Origin of the sequence: Streptomyces sp. NRRL F-525 (assembly GCF_000716605.1) — a bacterium.
Classification (GTDB): domain Bacteria; phylum Actinomycetota; class Actinomycetes; order Streptomycetales; family Streptomycetaceae; genus Streptomyces.
Window position 1 is genome coordinate 22,765 of record NZ_JNXE01000043.1, and the last position, 22,868, is coordinate 45,632.

Consider the following 22,868-nt stretch of genomic DNA (forward strand, 5'->3'; position numbering starts at 1 on the left):
GGGGAATTCGTTCGTGCCGGGTGAGGTGAGCGGCTACCTTCCACCTGACCGGGGTGGGGTGCGCGTCGCGGGACGGCGCGCGGGCGAGGGGAACCAGACATGGACACCGGGACCACACGGACCGACCGCCTGAGCGTGCTCCTGGAGCAGTTCGACAAGGCCCGGGAGATGGCCCAGGTCCGGCTGAAGGGCCTCGGCGACGAGGAATACCTCTGGGAGCCGACGCCCGACTGCTGGTCACTCCGCCGCCGGAGCGAGGCGGTGACACCGAGGGCGTTCGGACCGGGGGAGTGGGTCCTCGACCTGGGCGCGGCGGACATCCCGGCGAGCGAGTACACGGAGGTCGCCCGCCAGGCCGCCGACGGCATGACCGTCGCCAAGATCGCCGACGACTGGAGCGTGAGCGTAGAGCGCGTCGAGCAGGTCCTCGCCCACGAGGGCGAACCGGAGCCCGACACAACCCCGATCACGACCATCGCGTGGCGCCTGGGGCACCTGCACTTCCAGTTCGCGGGGGCGTGGGAGTGGACGTTCGGTGAGCGCCGCCAGGACCCGAAGCGGATGGTCGACTTCAGCCCGTCGGCGGCCCTGACCCTGGACCACTTCTGGCCGGTGATCGACCGCTGGCGAGCGGCCGTGGCGACGGTCACGGAGGACCAGTTGGACGCGGTCGGCTTCTCCCAGTACCCGTACGGTTCGGATCCCGACGACCCGTACGTGGCCGTACTGGCGGGGGCGAACCTGGAGTTCATTCACCACATGGCGGAGATCGCGTTGTTGCGGGATCTGTGGCGGGCGCGGGGTGTGAGCGAGGGGTAAGTCCGGGTCGCCTTGGGGGAGTTCAGGCGCCTTGAGGGAGTTCAGCCGAGGGCAGGGAAGGGCTGCACGGGCGGCACCTCAGGCCTGGGCGAGGGGCTCGGCGGGAACGGTGGCACCGAGTGCGGCGTTCTGCAGGGCCGTGACGCGCTCGATCACGAGCCCCGCCAGTACGGCAGCCGCGATCATGAGCACCTCCTCCACCACCAGGAAGGCCATCGAGCCCGGGGCCACGCGGCTCGCGACCGTGAGCACCAGCGCGTGCCCGACCCAGGCGGCCCACCACGCGTTCACCAGGGCCGTGTCCCGCTTCTCCTCCCAGGACGCGGAGCTAGCGCGCCCGATGGCGAGGACGATCCCGCGAGGGACGACGAGGTTGACCAACGGAACGAACCACATGCCGATCGTCCGGCCCCGGCTCGGAACCGAGGCCCCGGGCGTCAACTCCTGGGCATTGCGCCGGGATTGGGTGAGCCACACGAGGAACAGCACGATCGTGAGAGTCATCAGATAGACGAAGACCATGGAGACGAAGCCGGACTCGGACGCGCCCGTGCGGTGCAGGTGGTCGTCTCGGACCGCCGCCGCACGGAACACGTCCGCCACAGCGGACACGGCTATCGCCACCTGTGCGGAACGGACAAGGATCCGGGGAGCTCTGCGGGCGGTACTCGTCATCGACTTCGGCCTGTCTCGGAGGCGGGTGCGGCTGCCGGCGGACGCCGGGGCTGAGTGATCATAGGGTGCGATCGCCGCACGCGCGTGCGATTTCCGGGTCTTTGACCTCTGCGGGTTCTCCCTTGCCGGCGAAGGTCCTCTGTCCGGGGATCTTCGTGGCACGCGGCACGCGGCACGTGGCACGCGGCACGGCAGCGCTGTCGGGGGCATCGGTCGGGGCCTTCCGGTCGGTGCCTTCGGCCGGTCGGCCTGCTGCCGGGCTCCGCGGATCCCGCGTCCGCACGAACCCGTGACTCCGCTCCACCTTCGCCGCATGCAGGGTGTAGCTCTCGTACCACTGAGCTTGCCCGCGCTTCTGCGCCAGACCTCCACCAGCTCCTCCATGCGCGCGTTGGTCTCGCCGTAGCCGCTCTCCGGCCCTGGGTTCGCACCGTGGTGAACACAGCTGCGTAGTACGGGGGTTCATAGGCCTCGACGGGTGTGATCCGGTTTTGGTCAGGGCAGTGGGGCCTGGGTGCTGACCCAGCTCACCTCGGGGCGAACGCTCGGGAGCCCCCATGGCTCCAGTACGCCGCTGACCAGATCGGCCAGGAACTGGACAGCCCCGCCCGCATAGTGCCACCACCCGCCGTTCCGGGAGGCGACGGTGCACGTCCACTCTCGGGGATCGGCCGGGCCCGTCTTCCAGAGGAAGATGTCGCCCTCGTTGGAAGTCGCCCAGGGCAGCAGCCCACCTGCGGCCGGATACGGCTGGAGCGGGACGGCCAGGTCGGCATCACCACACCACTCGGCGACCATCTCCAACTCCTCGCGCGTGCCCTGCACCCACGCCGCCTCCGTGCCGGGCCGAGGCCCGCCGAGAATCAGGAAGTCGCCCAACACGAACGCGGGGAAGAACTCGCAGAGCAGCCTGTAGTCGTCCGGCAGGCCTATGCCAAGATCCGCTTCGACCACCGCCCAGTCGATGCCCACAGGGACTGAGCGACGGTGGCCAACCAGTTCCGGCACGGCCCGTTCCAGTTCCTCCACCGCATCGACCGGCGCGTGCAGGCGACGGCGTGGTGTCTGGGTGCCGATGAGATCGTCCACGAGCACAGCCTGCCAGACCGACTTGCCGGGCTTGGCTGCTCCGCCCTACTCCGCCCTGCTCCACTCATCGCCGCTGGTCGCACCAGCTACAGAGGCCGTGGCGGGAATCGAACCCGCGTAACTCGCTTTGCAGGCGAGTCCCTGAACCACTCGGGCACACGGCCGTGTTTGGTGAGTTGACCGTATGGGTGGGGGGTGGGCCTCGACAAGGGGGCCTGTGGTGGTGCAACGGGACTGCCATACGCCGTTCATGAATGGGCGGGCGGTACCTGTGGTCGTACGACCAAGGTCTCAGCCCCCGGCCATCCTCCGACAGGGGTCAACCCGGCCGGCGGACCTTACGCTGGCGGGCATGACCGTTCTTGAGCCTCGTGACGCCGGTGTCACGAACACCGCCCCTGACCTGGCCGACGAGTGTCGTGACTCCGTGTTGGGGCGGTCGCATCGGGCGCTCAGTGTCGGGATCGTGTCCGTTGTTCTACTGATCGCCTTTGAGGCGACGGCGGTTGGGACGGCGATGCCGATTGCCGCTCGGGAACTGGGCGGGGTGTCGTTGTACGCGTTCGCGTTCTCCGGGTACTTCACGACCAGTCTCTTCGGGATGGTGTTCGCCGGGCAGTGGTCGGACCGGCGGGGGCCGCTCGGGGCGTTGACCAGTGGGATCGGGGCCTTTGCCGCCGGGCTGGTGGTGGCCGGGACCGCTCAGGTCATGTGGGTGTTCATTCTGGGGCGGGCCGTGCAGGGGCTGGGGGGTGGGCTGGTCATCGTCGCGCTGTATGTCGTCGTCGGGAGGGCTTACCCGGAGCGGTTGCGGCCCGCCATCGTGGCCGCGTTCGCGGCGAGTTGGGTCGTGCCGTCCATTGTCGGGCCGCTTGCCTCCGGGGCGGTGACCGAGCATCTGGGGTGGCGGTGGGTGTTCCTCGGGATTCCCGTGCTTGTGGTGTTTCCGCTTGCCCTCGCCCTTCCTCAGATACGGCGGCGGGCGGCCGGGCCGGTGAGCGATACCGGTGAGCCGTCCGCCTCCTTCGACCGGCGGCGTATCCGGCTTGCCCTCGGGATCTCTGTCGGCGCCGGGCTCTTCCAGTACGCCGCTCAGGATGTGCGGTGGTTCTCCCTGCTCCCCGCTGCCGCCGGCGTCGCGCTGCTCGTGCCCGCCGTGCTCGGGTTGTTGCCGCGCGGGACGTACCGGGCGGCGCGGGGGCTGCCCTCCGTCGTGCTGTTGCGCGGGGTGGCCGCCGGGTCGTTCATCTCGGCGGAGTCCTTCGTGCCGTTGATGCTCGTCACGCAACGGGGGCTGTCGCCGACCCTGGCCGGGTTCTCGCTCGCGGCGGGCGGTGGGACGTGGGCGCTCGGGTCATGGGTGCAGTCCCGGGGGTGGGCCGAGCCGTATCGCGAGCGGCTGATGACGGTCGGGATGGTGCTGGTGGCCGCCGCCATCGCCGGGGCGCCGAGCGTCCTCATCCATGCCGTGCCCGTGTGGATCGTCGCCGTCGCGTGGGCGTTCGGGTGTTTCGGGATGGGGCTGGTGATCGCCTCCACCAGCGTGCTGCTGCTTCAGCTGTCCGCTCCGGCGGAGGCCGGGTCCAACTCCGCCGCGCTGCAGATCTCTGATGGGTTGTCGAATGTCGTGCTGCTCTCCGTGGGCGGGGCCGCGTTCGGGGCGCTGGGCGGTGGCACGGTGGGGCATGTCGTCGGGTCAGCGGGTGGCGGGGGTCATCCGGCGGCGTTCGCCGCGGTGTTCCTGCCGATGGCGGGGGTGGCGTTGGCGGGGGCGTGGGTGAGCACGCGGGTGCGGACGGAATCGCGGTGACGTCGTGTGGCGTTGCGTCGCGTGACGTCGAGTGGTGTCGCTCGGTGTCGTTGAAGGATGGCTGGACTGAATCTGCGGTTCGCGGGCGAGGAACCCGACGCTCCTGCGTGACTGCTCGGTGGGCGGCGGGACCCATCCGGAGACGTGGGTGAGCACGCGGGTGCGGACGGAATCGCGGTGACGTCGGGTGGTGCGGCTCGGTGTCGTTGGGGGACGGCTGGACTGAATCTGCGGTTCACGGGCGAGGAGCTCGACGCCCCTGCGCGACGGCTCCCTCGACGGGCGGCGGCGCCCATCCGGGGGCCCTCGGTGATCACCCGGGTACGCGGGAACTACGAGGAGCGCTGAGCCGTAGAGCGGAACTCCGGCGATATTCCGTCGCCCGCCGGTGATCGCTCCCCTACCCTCACCCCATGCACCAGCCGACCTCCCAACCTCAACCTAAAACCCACCTCAACCTCGCCCCCACCCTCCACCAGGCCCTCGAAGACCTCGCCGACGCCACCGGCCGGTCGCCGGAGGACCTCGTGCGGGACGCCGTAGGCAGGTATCTGGATGAGGAGGGTGCGCCGGTGCGGGCGGCTGCTGAACGGCTTGCCGTCGCGCACGCCGGTCTGTTGAGGAGGCTCGGCGAATGACGCGCGGCTACGACTCCGGTGTCGCCGGCCGTCGGTACCTCACCGTCGGCGAGGTGACCGACATCGCGCGGATCGCCTTCGGGGGCCGGGCGCCCGAGGTGCGTGAGGCGGGGCTGTTCGCCTCGGCGGTGCATCGGCCGCGCGCTCGTATGTTCGGGACGGCGGCCTACGCGGACCTGTATGAACAGGCTGCCGCTCTGCTCCACGCCCTCGCCACGAACCACCCCCTCGTCGACGGCAACAAGCGCACCGCATGGCTCGCCGCCGCGGTCTTCCTCGCCGTGAACGGGGTCGATCTCGCCGACGTCGACCAGGACCGGGCGTACGACCTGGTCATCGACGTGGCCTCGGGGGCGGAGGGGGACGTAGGGGCGATCGCTGAGGCGCTGCGCGGCCTCGCCGGCCAACCCGTGTGACGTCAGTCCCATCCCCCGCCACCCCGGCGTCGTCCGCACGTTGACACCCCCGGCCCGCCGGTAGGGTGGCCCGGTTGTCATACGTAGCCGACGTACCGACGTAGCCCACGCAACCGAGCCGCCCTACTCCCGAACCCGGAGACCGTGACTACCACCGCCGCCTCCTCCGCCAGCTCCCACCACCTCTCTCCCGCCTTTCCCGGCCGCGCCCCCTGGGGCACCGCCGGCAAGCTGCGTGCCTGGCAGCAGGGGGCGATGGAGAGGTATGTCCAGGAGCAGCCGCGGGATTTCCTCGCGGTCGCGACCCCCGGTGCCGGCAAGACGACCTTCGCGCTCACCCTCGCCTCCTGGCTGCTGCACCACCATGTCGTGCAGCAGGTGACCGTGGTCGCGCCGACCGAGCACCTGAAGAAGCAGTGGGCGGAGGCGGCCGCGCGCATAGGGATCAAGCTGGACCCCGAGTACAGCGCCGGGCCGCTCGGCAAGGACTACCAGGGCGTCGCCGTCACGTACGCCGGTGTCGGCGTACGGCCGATGCTGCACCGCAACCGCGTCGAGCAGCGCAAGACCCTCGTCATTCTCGACGAGATCCACCACGCCGGTGACTCGAAGTCCTGGGGCGAGGCTTGCCTGGAGGCGTTCGAGCCTGCCACTCGGCGGCTCGCGCTGACCGGTACGCCGTTCCGGTCCGACACCAATCCCATTCCCTTCGTCACGTATGAGGAAGGGAACGACGGGATTCGGCGGTCCTCCGCCGACTACACCTACGGCTACGGGTCCGCGCTCAGCGACGGGGTCGTCCGGCCCGTCATCTTCCTCTCCTACAGCGGCAACATGCGCTGGCGGACCAAGGCCGGTGACGAGATCGCCGCGCGGCTCGGCGAGCCGATGACGAAGGACGCGATCAGTCAGGCCTGGCGTACGGCGCTGGACGCGCGCGGTGAGTGGATGCCGAGCGTGCTGCGCGCCGCCGACCAGCGGCTGACCGAGGTCAGGAAGGGCATCCCGGACGCCGGTGCCCTCGTCATCGCCACCGACCAGGACTCGGCGCGCGCCTACGCCAAGCTGATCCGCGAGATCACCGGCAGCAAGGCGACCGTCGTGCTGTCGGACGACACCGGTGCCTCCAAGCGCATCGACGACTTCGCGGCGAGCAACGACCGGTGGATGGTCGCGGTGCGGATGGTGTCCGAGGGTGTCGACGTGCCGCGGCTCGCCGTCGGGGTCTACGCCACCACCATCTCCACCCCTCTCTTCTTCGCCCAGGCCGTCGGGCGTTTCGTGCGGTCCCGGCGGCGCGGCGAGACCGCCTCCGTGTTCCTGCCGACCGTCCCCGACCTCCTCACCTTCGCCAACGAGATGGAGGTGGAGCGGGACCACGCCCTCGACAAGCCGAAGAAGGAGGGCGAGGAGGACCCGTACGCCGAGTCCGAGAAGGAGATGGAGGAGGCGAACAAGGAGCAGGACGAGGACACCGGCGAGCAGGAGCAGTTCTCCTTCGAGGCCCTGGAGTCCGAGGCCGTCTTCGACCGTGTCCTCTACGACGGCGCCGAGTTCGGCATGCAGGCGCACCCGGGGAGCGAGGAGGAGCAGGACTACCTCGGCATCCCCGGACTCCTCGAACCCGACCAGGTGCAGATGCTGCTCCAGAAGCGGCAGGCCCGGCAGATCGCGCACAGCCGCAAGAAGCCGGACGAGGAAGCCGACCTGCTGGAACTGCCCGCCGAGCGGCGGCCCGTCGTCTCCCACAAGGAGATGATGGAGCTGCGGAAGTCGCTCAACACCATGGTCTCCGCGTACGTCCACCAGACCGGCAAACCGCACGGGGTCATCCACACCGAGCTGCGCCGCACCTGCGGCGGCCCGCCGAGCGCCGAGGCCACGGCCGGGCAGCTGCGGCAGCGCATCGCCAAGGTCCAGGAGTGGGCCACGCGCATGAAGTGAGCCCCCAGCAGATCCGTTGAAGTGAGCCCCCAGCAGATCCGTACCGATTCCGTCGGTCGATCAGCACATCTGTGCGGAATCTGCGCAGGTGTGATCCACAGGTCAGGACATATCGACATGAAGGGAACCGGTCCGTACCAGTCGGTGCCCGGATTCTGGACGGAGACTTCCGCTCAGCGAACCGCCTTCGCTAGTGTCCCGCTACGCACACGCCCCGTGGCAGCGCCGCCGCGGAGCGCAGCCGTGAAGCGACTGGGCCCGGACACGCCGGGCCGCCTCGCCGATCGGCGGCCTCTGAAGCGCGTCACTGACGGGACTCGGTGACGCATCCGTCGCTAAGGAGCCGCCGACCTCACCACTTAAGGAGTGGGCGTCGTGACCGCGGAGACCTCCCAGACGCTCGACCGGGGACTGCGCGTCCTCAAACTGCTGGCCGATACGGACCACGGGCTGACCGTCACCGAACTGTCCAACAAACTGGGCGTCAACCGGACCGTCGTGTACCGGTTGCTGGCCACCCTCGAACAGCACGCACTCGTACGCCGTGATCTCGGCGGCCGGGCCCGCGTGGGGCTCGGGGTGCTGCGGCTCGGCCGCCAGGTGCATCCCCTGGTACGGGAGGCGGCGCTTCCCGCGCTGCGGTCCCTGGCCGAGGACATCGGGGCGACCGCTCACCTCACCCTGGTCGACGGGGCGGACGCCCTCGCCGTCGCGGTGGTCGAGCCGACCTGGACCGACTACCACGTGGCCTACCGCGCCGGCTTCCGCCACCCCCTGGACCGGGGCGCCGCGGGCCGCGCGATCCTCGCCGCCCGGCACCAGGCCGCGGACGAACCCGGATACACCCTGACGCACGGCGAGTTGGAGGCCGGCGCGAGTGGCGCCGCGGCTCCGCTGCTGGGCGTCACGGGGGTCGAGGGCAGCGTCGGCGTCGTGATGCTGGCCGACGCGGTGCCCGAGCGGGTCGGCCCGCGGGTCGTGGACGCGGCGCGCGAGGTCGCGGAAGCGCTGCGCTGAGGCCTGAGGTCGTTTACGGGCATGGGGTGACCGGCGCCCGGCCGGAAGTGGCCGTCGCGTTAGATTGATCCCGTGCTCCTCTCTCGCCTCACGCGCCCCCAGGCCGTAGCCGTCTGCGCTCTGCCCGTCGTCGCGCTGCTCGCCACGGCGGGCTTCGCGCCGTTGCCGTTCTCGCTGGCGCAGCCCGGTCTGACCGCGAACGTGCTCGGCGACAACAAGGGCACCCCGGTGATCACGATCTCCGGGGCGCCGGTGCGCACGACGAGCGGTCAGCTGCGCATGACGACGATCGAGGCGACCGGACCCGATCAGCATGTCTCGCTGAGCGATGTGATCGACAGCTGGTTCCGTACCGATCGGGCGGTCATGCCGCGTGACTCGGTCTACCCGAGCGGCAACAGCGTCAAGGAGATCGAGCAGCACAACACCGAGCAGATGCAGGAGTCGCAGGACGACGCGACCACCGCCGCGCTCAACTACCTGAAACTCAGCGACAAGAAGGTCAAGGTCACCCTCACGCTGGCGGACGTCGGCGGCCCCAGCGCGGGCCTGCTGTTCACCCTGGGCATCATCGACAAGCTGAACGGCGACGGCAGCGGCGGTGACCTGACGGGCGGCCGTACCATCGCCGGTACGGGGACGATCGGCACCGACGGCACGGTCGGCGCGGTCGGGGGAGTGGCCCTCAAGACCCAGGCCGCGCGCCGTGACGGTGCGACGGTCTTCCTGGTCCCGAAGGCGGAGTGCTCGGACGCCAAGTCGGAACTGCCCAAGGGGCTACGGCTGGTGTCGGTGACCACGCTGAAAGGCGCGGTGAGCGCGCTGCGGGCGCTGGAGACGGGTAAGGGGTCGGTGCCGGGCTGCTAGGCCATCGCCGGCTTCGTACCGGCGGGCGCCGAGGCGAGCCGCAGACCGAGTTCTACGAGGGTCCAGCCGAGGCGGGTACGGAGTTCGCGCGGCGGTTTGGCTTCGGCGGCGAGACGGTGGGCGTCGGCCTGGGCGTGGAGTTCGACGGCTCGGGTGTGGTGCAGCGCGAGGTGGGTGTCCGGGTGCATCGGGGTTGCCTCTTCTCACTCTGATTCGGTCGGGAAGGCGTGCAGGTGGAAGCGGACCTGTTCGGCGTCGGGCGCTTCCTCGTCCTCGTAGGTTTCGAGCAAATCGTGGATCTTTCCGACGAGTTCACGGGTGCGCTCGGGTGTCAGGCGTACGGTCCAGTCGCTCATGTCGGTCGAGTGGGACCACTTGGGCAGCCAGTCCTCGCGGGTGCCGACCCAGGTCGACAGTTCACGGGCGTGGGTGGTCGCCACCTCGTGCAGAAACAGGTCGGCCGCGCCGCGCACCGCCGGGTCGGCGTCGACGAGCAGGTTCTCGTCGAAGCCGATGCCCTGCTCGACCGCCTGCCACCAGCGCTCCCGTCCCTTGCCGCGCTCCGGGGCGTCCTCGACGAACCCGTGCGTGGCCAGTTGGCGCAGGTGGTAGCTGGTGGCTCCGCTGGACTCGCCCAGTCGCTCGGCGAGCATCGACGCGGTGGCCGGGCCGTACCGTCGCAGCGCGTTCAGCAGCTGCATCCGTAGCGGATGGGCGAGCCCGCGCAGTGAACGGGCGTCGAGATTGCGGTACTTGGACGGTTCGGGCTCCTGCATGCGTACAAAGGTAGCGTTGCAAAGAAGTCGTTGCAAGTACTTCTTTGCAAGTGGTCCTTTGTAACTCGCCCTCCTCCGGCCCTACTTGACCAACCCCTCCGCCTTCATCCAGTCCAGCGCCACCTGATGCGGGTCCTCCCCGTCGACGTCCACCTTCGCGTTCAGCGTCTGCGCCACCGTGTTGTTCAGCTTCTTGGTGACCGGGGCCAGGACCTTCGCGATCGCCGGCCACTTCTTCAGGGCCTTCGTGTTGATCTCGGGCGCCGCGTTGTAGTTGGGGAAGAACTTCTTGTCGTCGGCCATCACCGCGAGGTTCATCGACTTGATGCGGCCGTCGGTGGTGAAGACCTCGCCGTAGGTGCAACTCCCCTTCTTCACCTGGGTGTAGATGATCCCGGTGTCCATCTGCGTGATGTTCTTCGCGGGGAGGTTCATCCCGTACGCCTTCTCCATGCCCGGCAGTCCGTCCGCGCGGTTGGCGAACTCGCTCTCCACGCACACCGTCACCGCGCCCGGGTCCTTCTTCGCCAGCGCGGCCACCTCGGACAGCGTCTTCGTGCCGTACTTCTTGAAGTTGGCCTGGTTCATCGCGAGGGCGTAGGTGTTGTTGAGGGCGGAGGGAGGCAGCCAGGTGATGCCGTTCTTCAGGTCCGCGTCCCGTACCGCCTGCCACTGCTTCAGCGGGTCGGTGATCGGCTTGCTGTTGCTGAGGTAGGTGATCCACGCGGTGCCGGTGTACTCGTACATCCCGTCCGCGTCACCGGACTTGACGGCCTCGCGTGCTCCGATCGAACCCTGGATGCCGGTCCGGTCGAGGACGTCCGCGCCGGCCGCCTGGAAGGCGATGCCCATCATCGCGCCGAGGATCAGCTGCTCGGTGAACTCCTTTGACGTGACGGTGAGATGGGCGCCCTTGAGGGGCTCGCCCTTGCCGACGGTGCCGGGGCTGACGTCGTCGACCATGGGGGAGCCGCTGGTCAGTCCGCAGCCGGAGACCACGACCAGGGTTCCGGCGAGGAGGAGACACGTGCGTTTCATGAGCCCGCCTCCAATCCCCTTGGGCGCAACAGGAGTTCGGCGAGTGAGGCCAGCCAGTCCACCAGCAGGGCGAGGCTGACCGTGAGGATCGAGCCGAGGACCAGGACCGGCATCCGCTGGGTGGTGATGCCGGTGGTGATCAGGACGCCCAGGCCGCCGCCCCCGCCGAAGGTCGCCAGGGTCGCCGTACCGACGTTGAGGACCAGGGCGGTTCGGACTCCCGCCAGGATGAGCGGGACGGCGAGGGGCAGCTCCACCTTTGCCAGGACGCCGAGTTGGGACATGCCGATGCCTCGGGCCGCCTCCAGCAGGGTCGGGTCGTTGGCCTTCAGGCCCGCGATGGTGTTGGACAGGACCGGCAGGACGGCGTAGATGATGATGCCGATCAGGGCCGCCTTCTCGCCGGTGCCGAGCCAGATCACCAGGAGGGCCAACAGGCCGATGGCCGGGGTGGCTTGGCCCATGTTGGCGAAGGTCATCGCGACCGGGGCGGCCTTGCGGAACGCGCCCCGGGTCAGCAGGATGCCCAGCGGGATCGCGATGATCAGCACGAAGAACGTAGAGATCACGGTCAGCTGGACGTGCTGCCAAAGGGCCTTGCTCACCTGGCCGTTGGAGAGGGCGTTCTTCGAAATGGCGTCCAGGTGGGCCTGGTTGAACCACAGCCAGGTCGCCAGCAGGATCGCCACCAGGGCGGCGGGCAGGAAGGTCAGCTTCTGCCAGGTGATGCGCCGCTTCGGGGGAGTCGTGGGCGGCGGGGCCTCGACTTCTGTCTCTTCGTCCAGCTCGGGAGTGGTCACGCCTTCTCCTCCCCGCCGGCGCCTTCCTGCTCGGCGTGCGTCTGGAGGGCCCGGGCCTCCTCCAGCTCGTGCTGGGCCTCCATCGCCTCCAGCCGGTCGGCCTCCAGGAGTTCGTGCACGGAGTTCATCAGCGTCTCCATGTCGACGACGCCGGTGTACTCGCCGCGCCGCCCGGTGACCGCGACCCGCCCCGCGTTGTCCGTGAGCACCGCCTCCAGCGCGTCCCGGAGCGTCGCGTCCCGGGTCACCGTGTCGCTGACCAGCGTGCCCGCCCGGGCCAGCGAACCCTTGGCGCGCATCATGTCGCCGCGCCGCAGCCACTTGTAGGGCCGGCCGCGCTTGTCGAGGAGGAGGATCTCGTTGGTGCCGCTGTCCCGGAGCCGGTTGAAGATGTCCTGGAGGGGGTCGTCGACGGTGACCGTCGGGTAGTCGGTGATCTCCACGTCCCGTACGCGGGTCAGGTTCAGCCGCTTCAGGGCCGCGCCGGCGCCCACGAACCCGGACACGAAGTCGTCCGCCGGGTTGGTGAGGATCGCCTCCGGGGTGTCGAACTGCGCGATGTGCGAGCGTTCGCGCAGCACCGCGATCCGGTCGCCCAGTTTGATCGCCTCGTCGAAGTCGTGGGTGACGAAGACGATCGTCTTGTGCAGTTCGTGCTGGAGCCTGATCAGCTCGTCCTGGAGGTGATCGCGGGTGATCGGGTCGACCGCGCCGAACGGCTCGTCCATCAGCAGCACCGGCGGGTCGGCCGCCAACGCCCGTGCCACGCCCACGCGTTGCTGCTGCCCGCCGGAGAGCTGGCGCGGATAGCGGCCCTGGAACTCACCGGCGTCGAGGCCGACCAGGTCGAGCATCTCCTCCACCCGGTTCCTGATCCGGGACTTCGACCAGCCGATCATCTTCGGGACCAGCGCGATGTTCTGGGCGACGGTCATGTGCGGGAAGAGACCGCTCGACTGGATCGCGTAGCCGACCTTGCGGCGCAGCTTCACCGGGTCGATGTCGGTGACGTCCTCGCCGCCGATGCGGATGCGGCCGCCGGTCGGTTCGATCAGCCGGTTGATCATCTTGAGGGTGGTGGACTTGCCGCAGCCGGAGGGCCCGACGAAGACGACCAGCTCACCCGCCTTGATCTCCATGTTGACGCTCTCGACGGCCGGGTCGGCGCTGCCCGGATACCGCTTGGTCAGGTTCTCCAGCTCGATGGAGGCACCGGAGGTCGCGGTCTCTGCTGGCTCAGGCACGGATCCCCCTGGGAATGGTCAGCCGTCCGAGAAGGACGTACGCGGCGTCGAACAGCAGCGCCAGGACGATGATCCCGAGCGTGCCCGCGAGCACCTGGTTGAGGGCGTTCTTGCTGCCCAGCGACCCGATCCCGCGGAAGATCTCGTTGCCGAGGCCGGGCCCGGAGGCGTACGCCGCGATGGCCGCGATGCCCATCAGCATCTGGGTGGAGACCCGGATCCCGGTGAGGATCGGCGGCCAGGCCAGCGGCAGTTCGACCCGCAGCAGCCGCGCCAGCCGGGACATCCCGATGCCCTTCGCCGCGTCCACGAGCGACGGGTCGACCCCGCGCAGGCCCACGATCGAGTTACGGACGATCGGCAGCAGGCCGTACAGGGTCAGAGCGATCACCGTGGGCGGAACGCCGAGTCCGACGATCGGAATGAGCAGACCGATCATGGCGAGCGACGGAATGGTCAAAATGGTCGACGTGGCCGTGGTGGCGAGGTTGCCCGCCCACTCGCTCCGATAGGTGACGACCCCGATCACCACGCCGATCAGCGTGGCGACGACCATGCACTGGAAGACCGCGCTGGCGTGCTGGTAGGCGTCGGTGAGCAGCTGCTGGTGCCGGTTGCCCAAGTACTCCCAGAAGCTCACATGCCCACACCCCTACGTCGGCCAGGTCGTCCCTTCCGGGTCTTCCGCCGCCTGTTTCACCAGCGGGATGATCCGCAGCGGAACGGGGTTCTCCATGACGATGGCGGTGGCGGCCCGGACAATGCCATCAAAACCGACAACCCGGTCGATGACCCGCTGGAGATCGGCGTTCGAGCGGGCCACGAGCCGGCACAGCATGTCGCCGCTGCCGGTGGTGGTGTGCAGTTCGAGGACCTCGGGGACGGTCGCCAAGTGGGCCCGGACGTCCGGGCCTTGCCCCTGCCGGATCTCCAGCGTCGCGAACGCCGTGACCGGATACCCGAGCGCCGCCGGATCGACCTGCGGCCCGAATCCCCGGATGACTCCATTCGACTGAAGCCGGTCCAGCCGCGCCTGCACGGTCCCGCGGGCCACTCCCAGCCGCCGGGACATCTCCAGCACCCCGATCCGCGGCTCCTCGGCCAGCAGCACGATGATCCGGCCGTCGAGCTGATCGATCCCCATGCGCCCGCCTCCAACGATGGTCATCCTGTACAGAAAGCCCGCCGAAACGGTCGTACCACTGAACAGATTGCCCAGCCGATACGCAAACTATTGCGCACCTTGCCAGGGAGGGGGAGCCTTCGCCCATGACCCAGACCACTCACCACACCCCCGACACCGCCCGGCAGGCCGACCCCTTCCCGGTGAAGGGGATGGACGCGGTCGTCTTCGCCGTGGGCAACGCCAAGCAGGCGGCGCACTACTACTCCACGGCCTTCGGCATGACGCTGGTCGCCTACTCCGGACCGGAGAACGGCAGCCGCGAGACCGCCTCGTACGTGCTCACCAACGGCTCCGCCCGCTTCGTGTTCACCTCCGTCATCAAGCCCGCGACCCCCTGGGGCGAGTTCCTCACCCGGCATGTGGCCGAGCACGGCGACGGCGTCGTCGACCTCGCCATCGAGGTGCCGGACGCGCGTGCCGCGTACGCGTACGCCGTCGAGCACGGCGCCCGCTCGCTCGCCGAGCCGTACGAGCTGAAGGACGAGCACGGTTCGGTCGTCCTCGCCGCGATCGCCACCTACGGCGAGACCCGCCACACGCTGGTCGAGCGCACGGGCTACGACGGCCCGTACCTCCCCGGCTTCGCCCCCGCCGACCCCCTGGTCGCGGCCCCCGCGCACCGCACCTTCCAGGCGATCGACCACTGCGTCGGCAACGTCGAACTCGGCCACATGAACGAGTGGGTCGGCTTCTACAACAAGGTCATGGGCTTCACGAACATGAAGGAGTTCGTGGGCGACGACATCGCGACCGAGTACAGCGCGCTGATGTCGAAGGTCGTCGCCGACGGCACGCTCAAGGTCAAGTTCCCGATCAACGAGCCCGCCGTGGCGAAGAAGAAGTCGCAGATCGACGAGTACCTGGAGTTCTACGGCGGCGCGGGCGTCCAGCACATCGCGCTCAACACGAACGACATCGTGCAGACGGTGCGGACCATGCGCGCGGCCGGGGTGAAGTTCCTGGACACCCCCGACTCCTACTACGACACCCTCGGGGAGTGGGTCGGCGACACCCGTGTCCCCGTCGACACCCTGCGCGAGCTGAAGATCCTCGCCGACCGCGACGAGGACGGATACCTTCTCCAGATCTTCACCAAGCCGGTCCAGGACCGTCCTACGGTGTTCTTCGAACTCATCGAGCGACACGGCTCGATGGGCTTCGGCAAGGGCAACTTCAAGGCGCTGTTCGAGGCGATCGAGCGGGAGCAGGAGAAGCGGGGCAACCTGTAACGCACGGGTCCCGCAAGGGACTTGGGAGGACCGTGGCCGTCGCGCCGATCGACCTGTCCGCACCGGCGGCACGCTGGCTGTGGCAGAGGGGCACCCTGCACGAGCCCACGGTCCTCCAGTCGTTCGCCCTCGACGAGGTCCATCAGCGCCTGTACGTCCTCCAGTTGAGAACGGGCGGCGCCGACGCCGGCAACCTCTGCCTCAACCAGCTGGACTACGCAGGCAAGTCGCTCGGCCACATGCACCTCCAGGGCTTCGGGCACGGCGTCAGCATGGGCGTCCAGAACACCACCGACGGCGACGTCTGGATCTGGACCGAGGCCGCCGCGAAGGCCGGTTCGGGCGGTGCCTACGGCCAGGGGGTCACCCGCTTCCACTTCGCGAACGGCGCAACCCGCACCGCCGCCGACGTCGCGATCCGCAAGCCGATCGCGAACTCCACCAACAACCAGCCCACGGTCTGCATGACGTCGAAGCGCATAGCGATCCGCTACCGCCTGGCCAATCAACCCCGTTACCGGATCTGGGACTTGGACGCCTTCGTGGCCCGCGACTACTCCACTCCCGTCGCCGACATAGCCCAGACCGGCGCCCACCCAGACCCGTCGATCCCGTTCCAGGGCTACGCCCTCGACGGCGACTACCTCTACCAACTGGCGGGCTCCGCCTACGACTCCACGACCAACCCGCCCGCGAAACACGGCAACACCTACGTCTCCTGCCTCGACATCCGCACCGGCGCCCTGGTCCAGCGCTCCCGCACGGAGGCCGCCTACACCCTCACCCACCGCGAACCGGAGGGCCTCGCCGTCCGCACCAAGCCCCGCACCCGCCTGTGCGTCGGCTTCGCGTCCGGGGAGGCGGGGGCACGCAAGTTCTCCCTCTGCTACAAGCCGTAGCCGCGGGCGGCGCCGTACGCTGCCCTCATGGCCAGGATCAACGACGTGGGCGGCACCCAGGGTTTCGGCGCCATCGACACCACCGACGACCCCGAGCCCTTCCACGCCGACTGGGAGGCGCGGGTCGTCGGGCTGTTCAACGCCCTGCGCGCGCAAGGGATCTTCAACCTCAACGAGTTCCGGGACACGATCGAGGCGATCCCGCCCGCCGCGTACCTGACGATGTCGTACTACGAGCGCTGGTTCACCGCGATCACCGTGCTGCTGGAACGCAAGGGCGTGATCGAGCCGGGTGAGCTCGATGAGTGACCGCTTCCCACCCGGCACCCGCGTCCGGACCTTCCCGCACGACCCGCCGCACCACACCCGCCTGCCCCGGTACGCACGCGGCAAGTCCGGCGTCGTCGTAGAACCGGAGGGGTGGGCCGAGTTGGCCGACGTCAGTGCGCGGGGGAGTGGGGTCGCGCCGGTGGAGCAGGTGTACGCGGTGCGGTTCGCGGCCCGGGATCTTTGGGGCGAGGGCGATCATCACGTCGTACTGGACCTGTGGGAAAGCTACTTGGAAGCGTGCGAAGAGGAACGTGACGATGAGCGGTGACCACGAGGACGCCTCGATCTCCCGGCGGGTGCGGCGACTTGAGACCCTGCTGGAGGAGAAGGGGGTCGTCACGGCCGGGGCGGTCGACGAGGTGCTCGACGCGTTCCTCGCGCGCGCGTCACCGGCGAACGGGGCACGGGTCGTCGCCCGCGCCTGGACCGACGAGGCCTACAGGGAACGGCTGTTGACGGACGGCACCGCCGCCGTCCAGGAACTCGGCTTCATGGACGGCTCGTTCCAGCGGCTGCGGGTCGTCGCGAACACGGAGGCGACCCACAACGTCATCGTCTGCACCCTCTGCTCCTGCTACCCGCTCGCGCTCCTCGGCCCGTCCCCGGGCTGGTACAAGTCCGAGGCCTACCGCTCCCGGGTGGTCCGCGAACCCCGGTCCGTACTGGGGGAGTTCGGGCTCCAGTTGCCTACGGCCACCGACATCACCGTGTGGGACTCAAGCGCCGAGACCCGCTACATGGTGCTCCCGCTCAGGCCCGCCGGTACGGAGTCGCTGACGGAGGACGAACTGGCCGCGCTGGTCACCCGCAACGCGCTCATCGGCACGGCGGCGGTGTGAGGCGGAGGCTCAACTCGGCTTGTCCGTAGGCTCCTTGTCCGCAGGCAACCCCTCCTCCGGCGGTTCGCCCAGCGTCGCCAGTGCCGCCTGGGCCAGTGGTACCCGCAGGGGTGAGAAGTACGGGTTGATCTGCAGCGCCTCCTGGAGATGGCGGCGGGCGGACGCGTACTTCTCCAACTCCTTCTCGATCATGGCCCGGTGGAACGCGTACAGCGCGTCCCGCACTCCGCCCCCGTGCACCTTGTCCGTCGCCGCCGACGCGAACTTCAGTGCCTCCTCGTCCTGTCCGGCCTTGTGCAGGGCCCAGCCGAATGCGTCGGCCACCGGGATGCCCGGCTGGCGGGTCCACTCGGCGCGGAGTCGGTGGACGGCGTCTTGGGCGTCGCCGTGGTCCGCCTCGAAGACGCCGAGGATCAACTCGTCGTCGACGCCTGCCGCCGCGTCCTTGGCGGCGAGGGCGCGCAGGGTGTCGTACTGGACGCGGGCGGCCTGGGTGAGGCCCAGGGACTCGTACAACTCGCCCAGTTCCAGGGCGTATTGGGGGGTCGGCTGCTTGGCGAGGGCGACCTGGTAGGCATTCAGGGCCTCCGAGGTGCGGCCCAGGGCGGCCAGTGCGCGGCCCTCGCCGGCCAGGGCCTCCCGTTGGTCGGGGTCCAGTCGTACGGCCGCCTCGAAGTGGCGTAGCGCGACCTCGCGGTCGCCGCGTTCCCAGGCCAGCTCACCGGCGCGTTGCAGCCAGGCGGCCTGTTCGGCGGGGGCCGTGGCCTTCGCCGCCGCGTCGGCGAGCTGGGCGGCGGCGTCCTCGCGCCAGCCGCGGTCGCGGTAGACGGCGGCGGCGCGGGCCATCACGGCGGGGCCGGTGTGCAGGTCCAGCAGCTTCTCGAGGGTGCGTTGCGTCGCTTTGTAGTCGCCGAGCCCGGTGTACGCGTCGATCAGCAGCGGATACGTCGTCCAGCGCCTCGGCGCCAGCTTCACCGCGGCCTCGCCCCAGGTGCGCGCCGCGCGGAAGTCCCGGCGTTCGTTCGCGAGGGCCGCCAGGCCGTCCATCGCCACGGCGTTCGCGTCGTTGCCCCGCGCGCGGACCTTCAGCGCGGTGCGGAGGGCTTCCTCGCCCTTCGGGTAGTACAGCGTGTCCCCGGTCCGCCGCCCCTGCTCCACATAGGCCGAGCCGAGCACCGCCCAGGACCGCGCGTCCCTCGGATGGACCCGTACCCGCGTCTCCCGGTCGCCGATCAGCGCGGCCAGGTCCGGCAGCGCGGCCGGTACCCCCGCGGTGACCGCGGTCAGCGCCTGCGCCTTGGGTCCCGGCGCGGGCGGCGGCGCGGGGCGCGGCTCCTCGGGCAGCAGCCACAGCAGCCCGCCGAGCACCGCGCACCCGGCGACCGTGGTGATCAGCACCCGCCGCAGAACGGGGGAGCGGCGCCGGGGCGCCTCCGCCACCAGGGACGTACCGGGGCTCCGCTGTTCGTTCTCCATGGCGCTCACTGTGCGTCAGTACGACGACCACATCCCGGCACCCAAAGCCACGCGCGGACGGGGTTCACACCGATGGCCGCGAGTGCGACGCTGTGATCATGAGCCGTATCGAAGCGCCTCGCGACCAGGACACCGGGACCCTCGTCGACCGGCTGCTGGCCGGGCTGCCCGCCGAGGCCGTCCTCACCGACCCGGACGTCACGGCCTCGTACGCCAACGACATGGCGAGCTTCTGCCCCTCCGGCACGCCCGCCGTCGTCGTGCTGCCGCGCACGGTCGAACAGGTCCAGCACGTCATGCGCGTCGCCACCGAGCTGCGCCTCCCGGTCGTCCCGCAGGGCGCCCGCACGGGCCTGTCGGGCGCGGCCAACGCGTCCGAGGGCTGCGTCGTGCTGTCCCTCGTCAAGATGGACCGCATCCTGGAGATCAGCCCGGTCGACCGCATCGCGGTCGTCGAGCCGGGCGTCATCAACGCGACGCTCTCCCGCGCGGTCAACGAACACGGCCTCTACTACCCGCCGGATCCCTCCAGTTGGGAGATGTGCACGATCGGCGGCAACATCGGCACCGCGTCCGGCGGGCTGTGCTGTGTGAAGTACGGGGTGACGGCCGAGTACGTCCTCGGACTCGATGTCGTCCTCGCCGACGGGCGGTTGATGAGCACGGGTCGGCGTACGGCCAAGGGCGTCGCCGGGTACGACCTGACCCGGCTGTTCGTCGGCTCGGAGGGCTCGCTCGGGATCGTCGTCAAGGCGATCCTGGCGCTGAAGCCGCAGCCGCCCCAACAGCTCGTGCTGGCCGCAGAGTTCGGGTCCGCGGCGGCCGCGTGCGACGCCGTGTGCCGGATCATGGAGGGCGGGCACGTGCCGTCCCTCCTCGAACTGATGGACCGTACGACCGTCAAGGCCGTCAACGACCTGGCGCACATGGGACTGCCGGAGAGCACCGAGGCGCTGCTGCTTGCTGCCTTCGACACGCTGGACCCGGCCGTCGACCTGGCTGCCGTAGGAGCCCTGTGCGAGGCGGCCGGAGCCACCCAGGTGGTGCCCGCCGAGGACGCGGCCGAGTCCGAACTGCTGCTCCAGGCACGGCGGTTGTCGCTCACGGCGCTGGAGGCGGTCAAGGGCACGACGATGATCGACGACGTGTGCGTGCCCCGGTCGCGGCTCGGCGAGATGCTCGAAGGGGTGGAGCGGATCGGCGAGAAGTACCGCCTGACGATCGGCGTCTGCGCCCACGCCGGTGACGGCAACACGCACCCCACCGTCTGCTTCGACGCGCAGGACGCCGACGAGTCCCGGCGCGCCCGCGAGTCCTTCGACGAGATCATGGCGCTCGGGCTGGAGCTCGGCGGCACCATCACCGGCGAACACGGCGTGGGTGTGCTGAAGAAGGAGTGGCTGGCCCGCGAGATCGGCCCCGTGGGCGTCGAGATGCAGCGGGCGGTCAAGGCGACCTTCGACCCGCTGGGGATCCTCAACCCGGGCAAGCTGTTCTGAGGCGGGGGCGGGACACCTTGTCCGGAAAAGTGTGTCACTTTCGCCGGAAGTGACACACTTTCTGAACTCACTCCCCGTCCCGCGACTCGTCCGACGGCCACGGGTCGCGCAGCCACAGGTCGTCGGCCGGGGTCGGTGCGAGCAGCTCGGCCAGGCCGGCGTCGATGCCGAGCTGCTCGGCCTCAGAGCCCGGGGGTACCACCCGCAGGGTGCGCTCCAGCCACGCCGACACCTGCGCCGCCGGCGCCTCCAGCAGGGCGTCCCCGTCGGGTGAACTCAGCGCCATCAGGACGACGCTGCGCCGCTCCACCTTCGTCGGCCACACCCGCACGTCCCCGTGCCCGCACGGCCGGAACACCCCCTCGACGAGCAGTTCGCGGGCGAACGTCCAGTGCACGGGGTGCTCGGAGTTGATGTGGAAGGAGATGTGGACGGCGTACGGGTCGTCGGTGCGGTAGCTCAGCCGGGCCGGGACCGGAATGCTCCGCTCCGGCGACAGGATGAGTTTGAGCTCCAACTCCCGCTCTACGACTGTGTGCATGGCGTGTCTCCTCTCGCTGACCGGGCCCCGCGGTGGGCCCGTACGAGTGGAGAGGGCGTGCGGGCGGAAGCATTACGCGAGTTCGGGAAACTTTTTTTCCGCCCGGCGTCACGAAGGCTTCGCGGGGCTTCGGGGCGTGTGGACTCCGTGCACGAGCTTGCCCGGAAAGGGGTGGGTCCGGCGGGACGGGCAGTGGTGGTCGTGCGGGTCTGATAGATGTGGACACCCCCATTTGACCTCCGAGCAGATACGGGACGACGGACATGAGCGCCCCAACCCCGGCACCCGGTGACGACAGGCCCCGCGAGGGGTACTACCCGGACCCGTCCATTCCTGGCTATGTCCGGTACTGGAACGGCGCGTCCTGGGTGCCCGGCACCAGCCGCCCGGCACCGTCGGACGGCCTGCCGCCCGGCGCGCCGGGCACGTCCGTCGAGGAGACCGGCCCGCACTTCTTCGACGAGGACCCGGTGAGCCCGGCGGACGCCCAGCACGGCAGCCGCCCCGAACCGGCGGCCGCGTGGGGCGCGGACCGCGCCCACCAGAGCGGCTTCGGCGGCGACCAGGACCGCCGCGTCTCCTGGGGCTCCCCGGACCCGAGAACGGCCGCCGATCCGAGATCCGGCGCGGATCCGAGGGTGCCCGCGGACACCCCGGGCACGGACATCCCGTCCCCGTCGACCCCGGTCGCCGACGAGGGCACGACCACTTTCCGCCGCCCGACCCCGCGCACACCGCAACAGGGCGGGGGGCTGGGGGCGCAGGGCGGGAGCGCGGGTGCCGGTGGCTACGCCAACAACCCCGCTGGAAACACCCCCTCCACCGACCCCTCAGGCCCCGGCTTCGGTGCCGGCAAGGCGGCCGCCGCCCGGGCCGCGCAGGCTCAGGGGGGCGTCGGCACCGGGGTGCCCGCCTCCGCCGCTCCTGCCCCCTCCTCCGCCGCTTCCACGGCGCTCTCCGGTCCCCAGCAGGCCGCCCCCGGCGTCCCCCAGCAGTCCGGTCCGGCGCAGCCGCAGGGGGCCGTCGTAGGGACGCCGATGGCCGCTGGATCCGGGGGCGGGCAGCCGTCCTGGGCGCAGCAGGTGCATCGGCTGGCGGGGGACGAGGACGGGCCCGTGGCGCCCTGGAAGCCGCCCGTGGAGGACGTGTTCCAGGCGGCGGCCCGGCGGCAGTCGGCGGCGCGGCCCGCGGGGCTCGGGAAGCGGCTGGTCGCGCGGCTGATCGACACCGTCGTGCTCGGCGCCGTCACCGCCGCGGCCGCCGTACCGCTCGGGACCAAGGCCGTAGACCACCTCAACGAGAAGATCGACGCGGCCAAGCTCTCCGGCCGGACCGAGACCGTCTGGCTGCTGGACGGCACCACGTCCGCCTACCTGGGCATCGTCCTCGCCGTGCTCCTCCTCTTCGGCGTCCTCTACGAGGCGCTGCCCACCGGCAAGTGGGGCCGCACCCTCGGCAAGAAGCTCTGCGGGATCGAGGTCCGCGGCATCGAGAGCCACGAGCCGCCCGGCTTCGGCGGGGCGCTGCGCCGCTGGCTCGTCTACAGCGTCCCGGGGCTGCTCGGCATCGGGATCGTCGGCGTCGCCTGGTGCCTGTTCGACCGGCCCTGGCACCAGTGCTGGCACGACAAGGCGGCGCATACGTTCGTAGCGGCATAGGGACATACGGCATCCGGGGTACCTGATTCCGTACCCCGGACGGCCGCTCGCCGGATGCGGCGGCGGGCGGTTCGCGGT

Annotated in this window: 25 protein-coding genes, 1 tRNA gene and 1 pseudogene; 14 read left to right on the forward strand and 13 right to left on the reverse strand. The window is 70.1% G+C overall.

All coding sequences use genetic code 11. The features are described from left to right. The first annotated feature begins 99 nt into the window (after window positions 1-99). Window positions 100-819 (forward strand): DinB family protein, encoded by a 720-nt coding sequence (locus tag OO69_RS40830; RefSeq protein WP_033286015.1) that lies wholly within the window; start codon window positions 100-102, stop codon window positions 817-819. 78 nt (window positions 820-897) lie between these two features. Here OO69_RS40830 and OO69_RS40835 read toward each other — a convergent pair whose 3' ends face one another. The 4 genes and pseudogenes from OO69_RS40835 to OO69_RS40845 form a co-directional block, all read right to left on the reverse strand. Then, window positions 898-1,431, reverse strand: a complete 534-nt coding sequence (locus OO69_RS40835; RefSeq protein WP_078652791.1) for a DUF4328 domain-containing protein — start codon at window positions 1,429-1,431, stop codon at window positions 898-900. 340 nt (window positions 1,432-1,771) lie between these two features. Further along, window positions 1,772-1,979 (reverse strand): annotated as a pseudogene (locus tag OO69_RS53255) (antibiotic biosynthesis monooxygenase); the annotation flags it as partial. A 10-nt stretch (window positions 1,980-1,989) separates the two neighbouring features. Then, window positions 1,990-2,583: a hypothetical protein gene (locus OO69_RS40840; RefSeq protein WP_033286085.1), complete on the reverse strand. Its 594-nt coding sequence runs from the start codon at window positions 2,581-2,583 to the stop codon at window positions 1,990-1,992. 92 nt (window positions 2,584-2,675) lie between these two features. Then, a tRNA-Cys gene (locus tag OO69_RS40845) sits at window positions 2,676-2,747 on the reverse strand. Between the two features lie 188 nt (window positions 2,748-2,935). On the opposite strand from OO69_RS40845, the gene OO69_RS40850 reads away from it, so the two are divergent. The 6 genes from OO69_RS40850 to OO69_RS40875 all read left to right on the forward strand — a co-directional run bounded on the left by OO69_RS40850 (window position 2,936) and on the right by OO69_RS40875 (window position 9,275). Further along, entirely contained in the window at window positions 2,936-4,393 is a 1,458-nt protein-coding gene (locus OO69_RS40850) for an MFS transporter (protein WP_033286017.1), read from the forward strand. A 413-nt stretch (window positions 4,394-4,806) separates the two neighbouring features. After that, window positions 4,807-5,031: a hypothetical protein gene (locus OO69_RS40855; RefSeq protein ID WP_033286018.1), complete on the forward strand. Its 225-nt coding sequence runs from the start codon at window positions 4,807-4,809 to the stop codon at window positions 5,029-5,031. After that, window positions 5,028-5,447 (forward strand): type II toxin-antitoxin system death-on-curing family toxin, encoded by a 420-nt coding sequence (locus OO69_RS40860; protein WP_051801593.1) that lies wholly within the window; start codon window positions 5,028-5,030, stop codon window positions 5,445-5,447. The genes OO69_RS40855 and OO69_RS40860 overlap by 4 nt, the downstream gene beginning before the upstream one ends. Window positions 5,448-5,591: 144 nt before the next feature. Next, entirely contained in the window at window positions 5,592-7,391 is a 1,800-nt protein-coding gene (locus tag OO69_RS40865) for a DEAD/DEAH box helicase (RefSeq protein WP_033286019.1), read from the forward strand. A 375-nt stretch (window positions 7,392-7,766) separates the two neighbouring features. Beyond that, window positions 7,767-8,408: an IclR family transcriptional regulator gene (locus OO69_RS40870; RefSeq protein WP_033286087.1), complete on the forward strand. Its 642-nt coding sequence runs from the start codon at window positions 7,767-7,769 to the stop codon at window positions 8,406-8,408. A 72-nt stretch (window positions 8,409-8,480) separates the two neighbouring features. Next, window positions 8,481-9,275: a S16 family serine protease gene (locus OO69_RS40875; protein ID WP_033286020.1), complete on the forward strand. Its 795-nt coding sequence runs from the start codon at window positions 8,481-8,483 to the stop codon at window positions 9,273-9,275. On the opposite strand, the gene OO69_RS40880 is transcribed toward OO69_RS40875, so the two are convergent. The 7 genes from OO69_RS40880 to OO69_RS40910 form a co-directional block, all read right to left on the reverse strand. Further along, window positions 9,272-9,463: a hypothetical protein gene (locus OO69_RS40880; protein ID WP_033286021.1), complete on the reverse strand. Its 192-nt coding sequence runs from the start codon at window positions 9,461-9,463 to the stop codon at window positions 9,272-9,274. The genes OO69_RS40875 and OO69_RS40880 overlap by 4 nt on opposite strands. 15 nt (window positions 9,464-9,478) lie before the next feature. Continuing rightward, window positions 9,479-10,051: an ArsR/SmtB family transcription factor gene (locus tag OO69_RS40885; RefSeq protein WP_033286022.1), complete on the reverse strand. Its 573-nt coding sequence runs from the start codon at window positions 10,049-10,051 to the stop codon at window positions 9,479-9,481. Between the two features lie 81 nt (window positions 10,052-10,132). After that, entirely contained in the window at window positions 10,133-11,089 is a 957-nt protein-coding gene (locus OO69_RS40890) for a glycine betaine ABC transporter substrate-binding protein (protein WP_033286023.1), read from the reverse strand. Then, entirely contained in the window at window positions 11,086-11,889 is an 804-nt protein-coding gene (locus OO69_RS40895) for an ABC transporter permease (protein ID WP_033286024.1), read from the reverse strand. Before OO69_RS40895 ends, OO69_RS40890 begins: the two co-directional genes overlap by 4 nt. After that, window positions 11,886-13,133, reverse strand: coding sequence for a betaine/proline/choline family ABC transporter ATP-binding protein (locus OO69_RS40900; RefSeq protein WP_033286025.1), 1,248 nt, complete (start codon window positions 13,131-13,133; stop codon window positions 11,886-11,888). Before OO69_RS40900 ends, OO69_RS40895 begins: the two co-directional genes overlap by 4 nt. After that, complete coding sequence (locus tag OO69_RS40905; protein ID WP_033286026.1) at window positions 13,126-13,773, reverse strand: ABC transporter permease; 648 nt, start codon at window positions 13,771-13,773, stop codon at window positions 13,126-13,128. The genes OO69_RS40900 and OO69_RS40905 overlap by 8 nt, the downstream gene beginning before the upstream one ends. 12 nt (window positions 13,774-13,785) lie before the next feature. Further along, window positions 13,786-14,277: an Lrp/AsnC family transcriptional regulator gene (locus OO69_RS40910; protein ID WP_033286027.1), complete on the reverse strand. Its 492-nt coding sequence runs from the start codon at window positions 14,275-14,277 to the stop codon at window positions 13,786-13,788. A gap of 125 nt (window positions 14,278-14,402) precedes the next feature. On the opposite strand from OO69_RS40910, the gene hppD reads away from it, so the two are divergent. The 5 genes from hppD to nthA are packed head-to-tail and all read left to right on the forward strand — an operon-like array spanning window position 14,403 to window position 17,616. Then, window positions 14,403-15,548 (forward strand): 4-hydroxyphenylpyruvate dioxygenase, encoded by a 1,146-nt coding sequence (gene hppD, locus OO69_RS40915; protein ID WP_033286028.1) that lies wholly within the window; start codon window positions 14,403-14,405, stop codon window positions 15,546-15,548. A gap of 32 nt (window positions 15,549-15,580) precedes the next feature. Then, on the forward strand, window positions 15,581-16,447 hold the full coding sequence (locus OO69_RS40920) for a hypothetical protein (RefSeq protein WP_033286029.1): 867 nt from the start codon (window positions 15,581-15,583) through the stop codon (window positions 16,445-16,447). A gap of 27 nt (window positions 16,448-16,474) precedes the next feature. Continuing rightward, window positions 16,475-16,756 carry an SH3-like domain-containing protein gene (locus tag OO69_RS53770; RefSeq protein WP_033286030.1) on the forward strand — a complete coding sequence of 94 codons (282 nt, stop codon included), beginning with the start codon at window positions 16,475-16,477 and terminating at the stop codon, window positions 16,754-16,756. Beyond that, window positions 16,749-17,045 (forward strand): SH3-like domain-containing protein, encoded by a 297-nt coding sequence (locus OO69_RS53775; protein WP_033286031.1) that lies wholly within the window; start codon window positions 16,749-16,751, stop codon window positions 17,043-17,045. The genes OO69_RS53770 and OO69_RS53775 overlap by 8 nt, the downstream gene beginning before the upstream one ends. After that, a complete protein-coding gene (nthA, locus tag OO69_RS40935) occupies window positions 17,035-17,616 on the forward strand; it encodes a nitrile hydratase subunit alpha (RefSeq protein WP_033286032.1) in 582 nt (193 codons plus the stop codon). Before OO69_RS53775 ends, nthA begins: the two co-directional genes overlap by 11 nt. Before the next feature lie 9 nt (window positions 17,617-17,625). On the opposite strand, the gene OO69_RS40940 is transcribed toward nthA, so the two are convergent. Beyond that, window positions 17,626-19,092, reverse strand: a complete 1,467-nt coding sequence (locus tag OO69_RS40940; protein ID WP_033286033.1) for a tetratricopeptide repeat protein — start codon at window positions 19,090-19,092, stop codon at window positions 17,626-17,628. Window positions 19,093-19,184: 92 nt separating this feature from the next. On the opposite strand from OO69_RS40940, the gene OO69_RS40945 reads away from it, so the two are divergent. Continuing rightward, window positions 19,185-20,591 (forward strand): FAD-binding oxidoreductase, encoded by a 1,407-nt coding sequence (locus tag OO69_RS40945; RefSeq protein ID WP_033286034.1) that lies wholly within the window; start codon window positions 19,185-19,187, stop codon window positions 20,589-20,591. 67 nt (window positions 20,592-20,658) lie between these two features. Here the strand turns inward: OO69_RS40945 and OO69_RS40950 are convergent, their stop codons facing one another. Continuing rightward, on the reverse strand, window positions 20,659-21,132 hold the full coding sequence (locus tag OO69_RS40950; protein WP_033286035.1) for an SsgA family sporulation/cell division regulator: 474 nt from the start codon (window positions 21,130-21,132) through the stop codon (window positions 20,659-20,661). 263 nt (window positions 21,133-21,395) lie between these two features. Between OO69_RS40950 and OO69_RS40955 the strand changes: the two genes are divergently transcribed. Next, complete coding sequence (locus OO69_RS40955; RefSeq protein WP_033286036.1) at window positions 21,396-22,790, forward strand: RDD family protein; 1,395 nt, start codon at window positions 21,396-21,398, stop codon at window positions 22,788-22,790. Window positions 22,791-22,868: the final 78 nt, after the last annotated feature.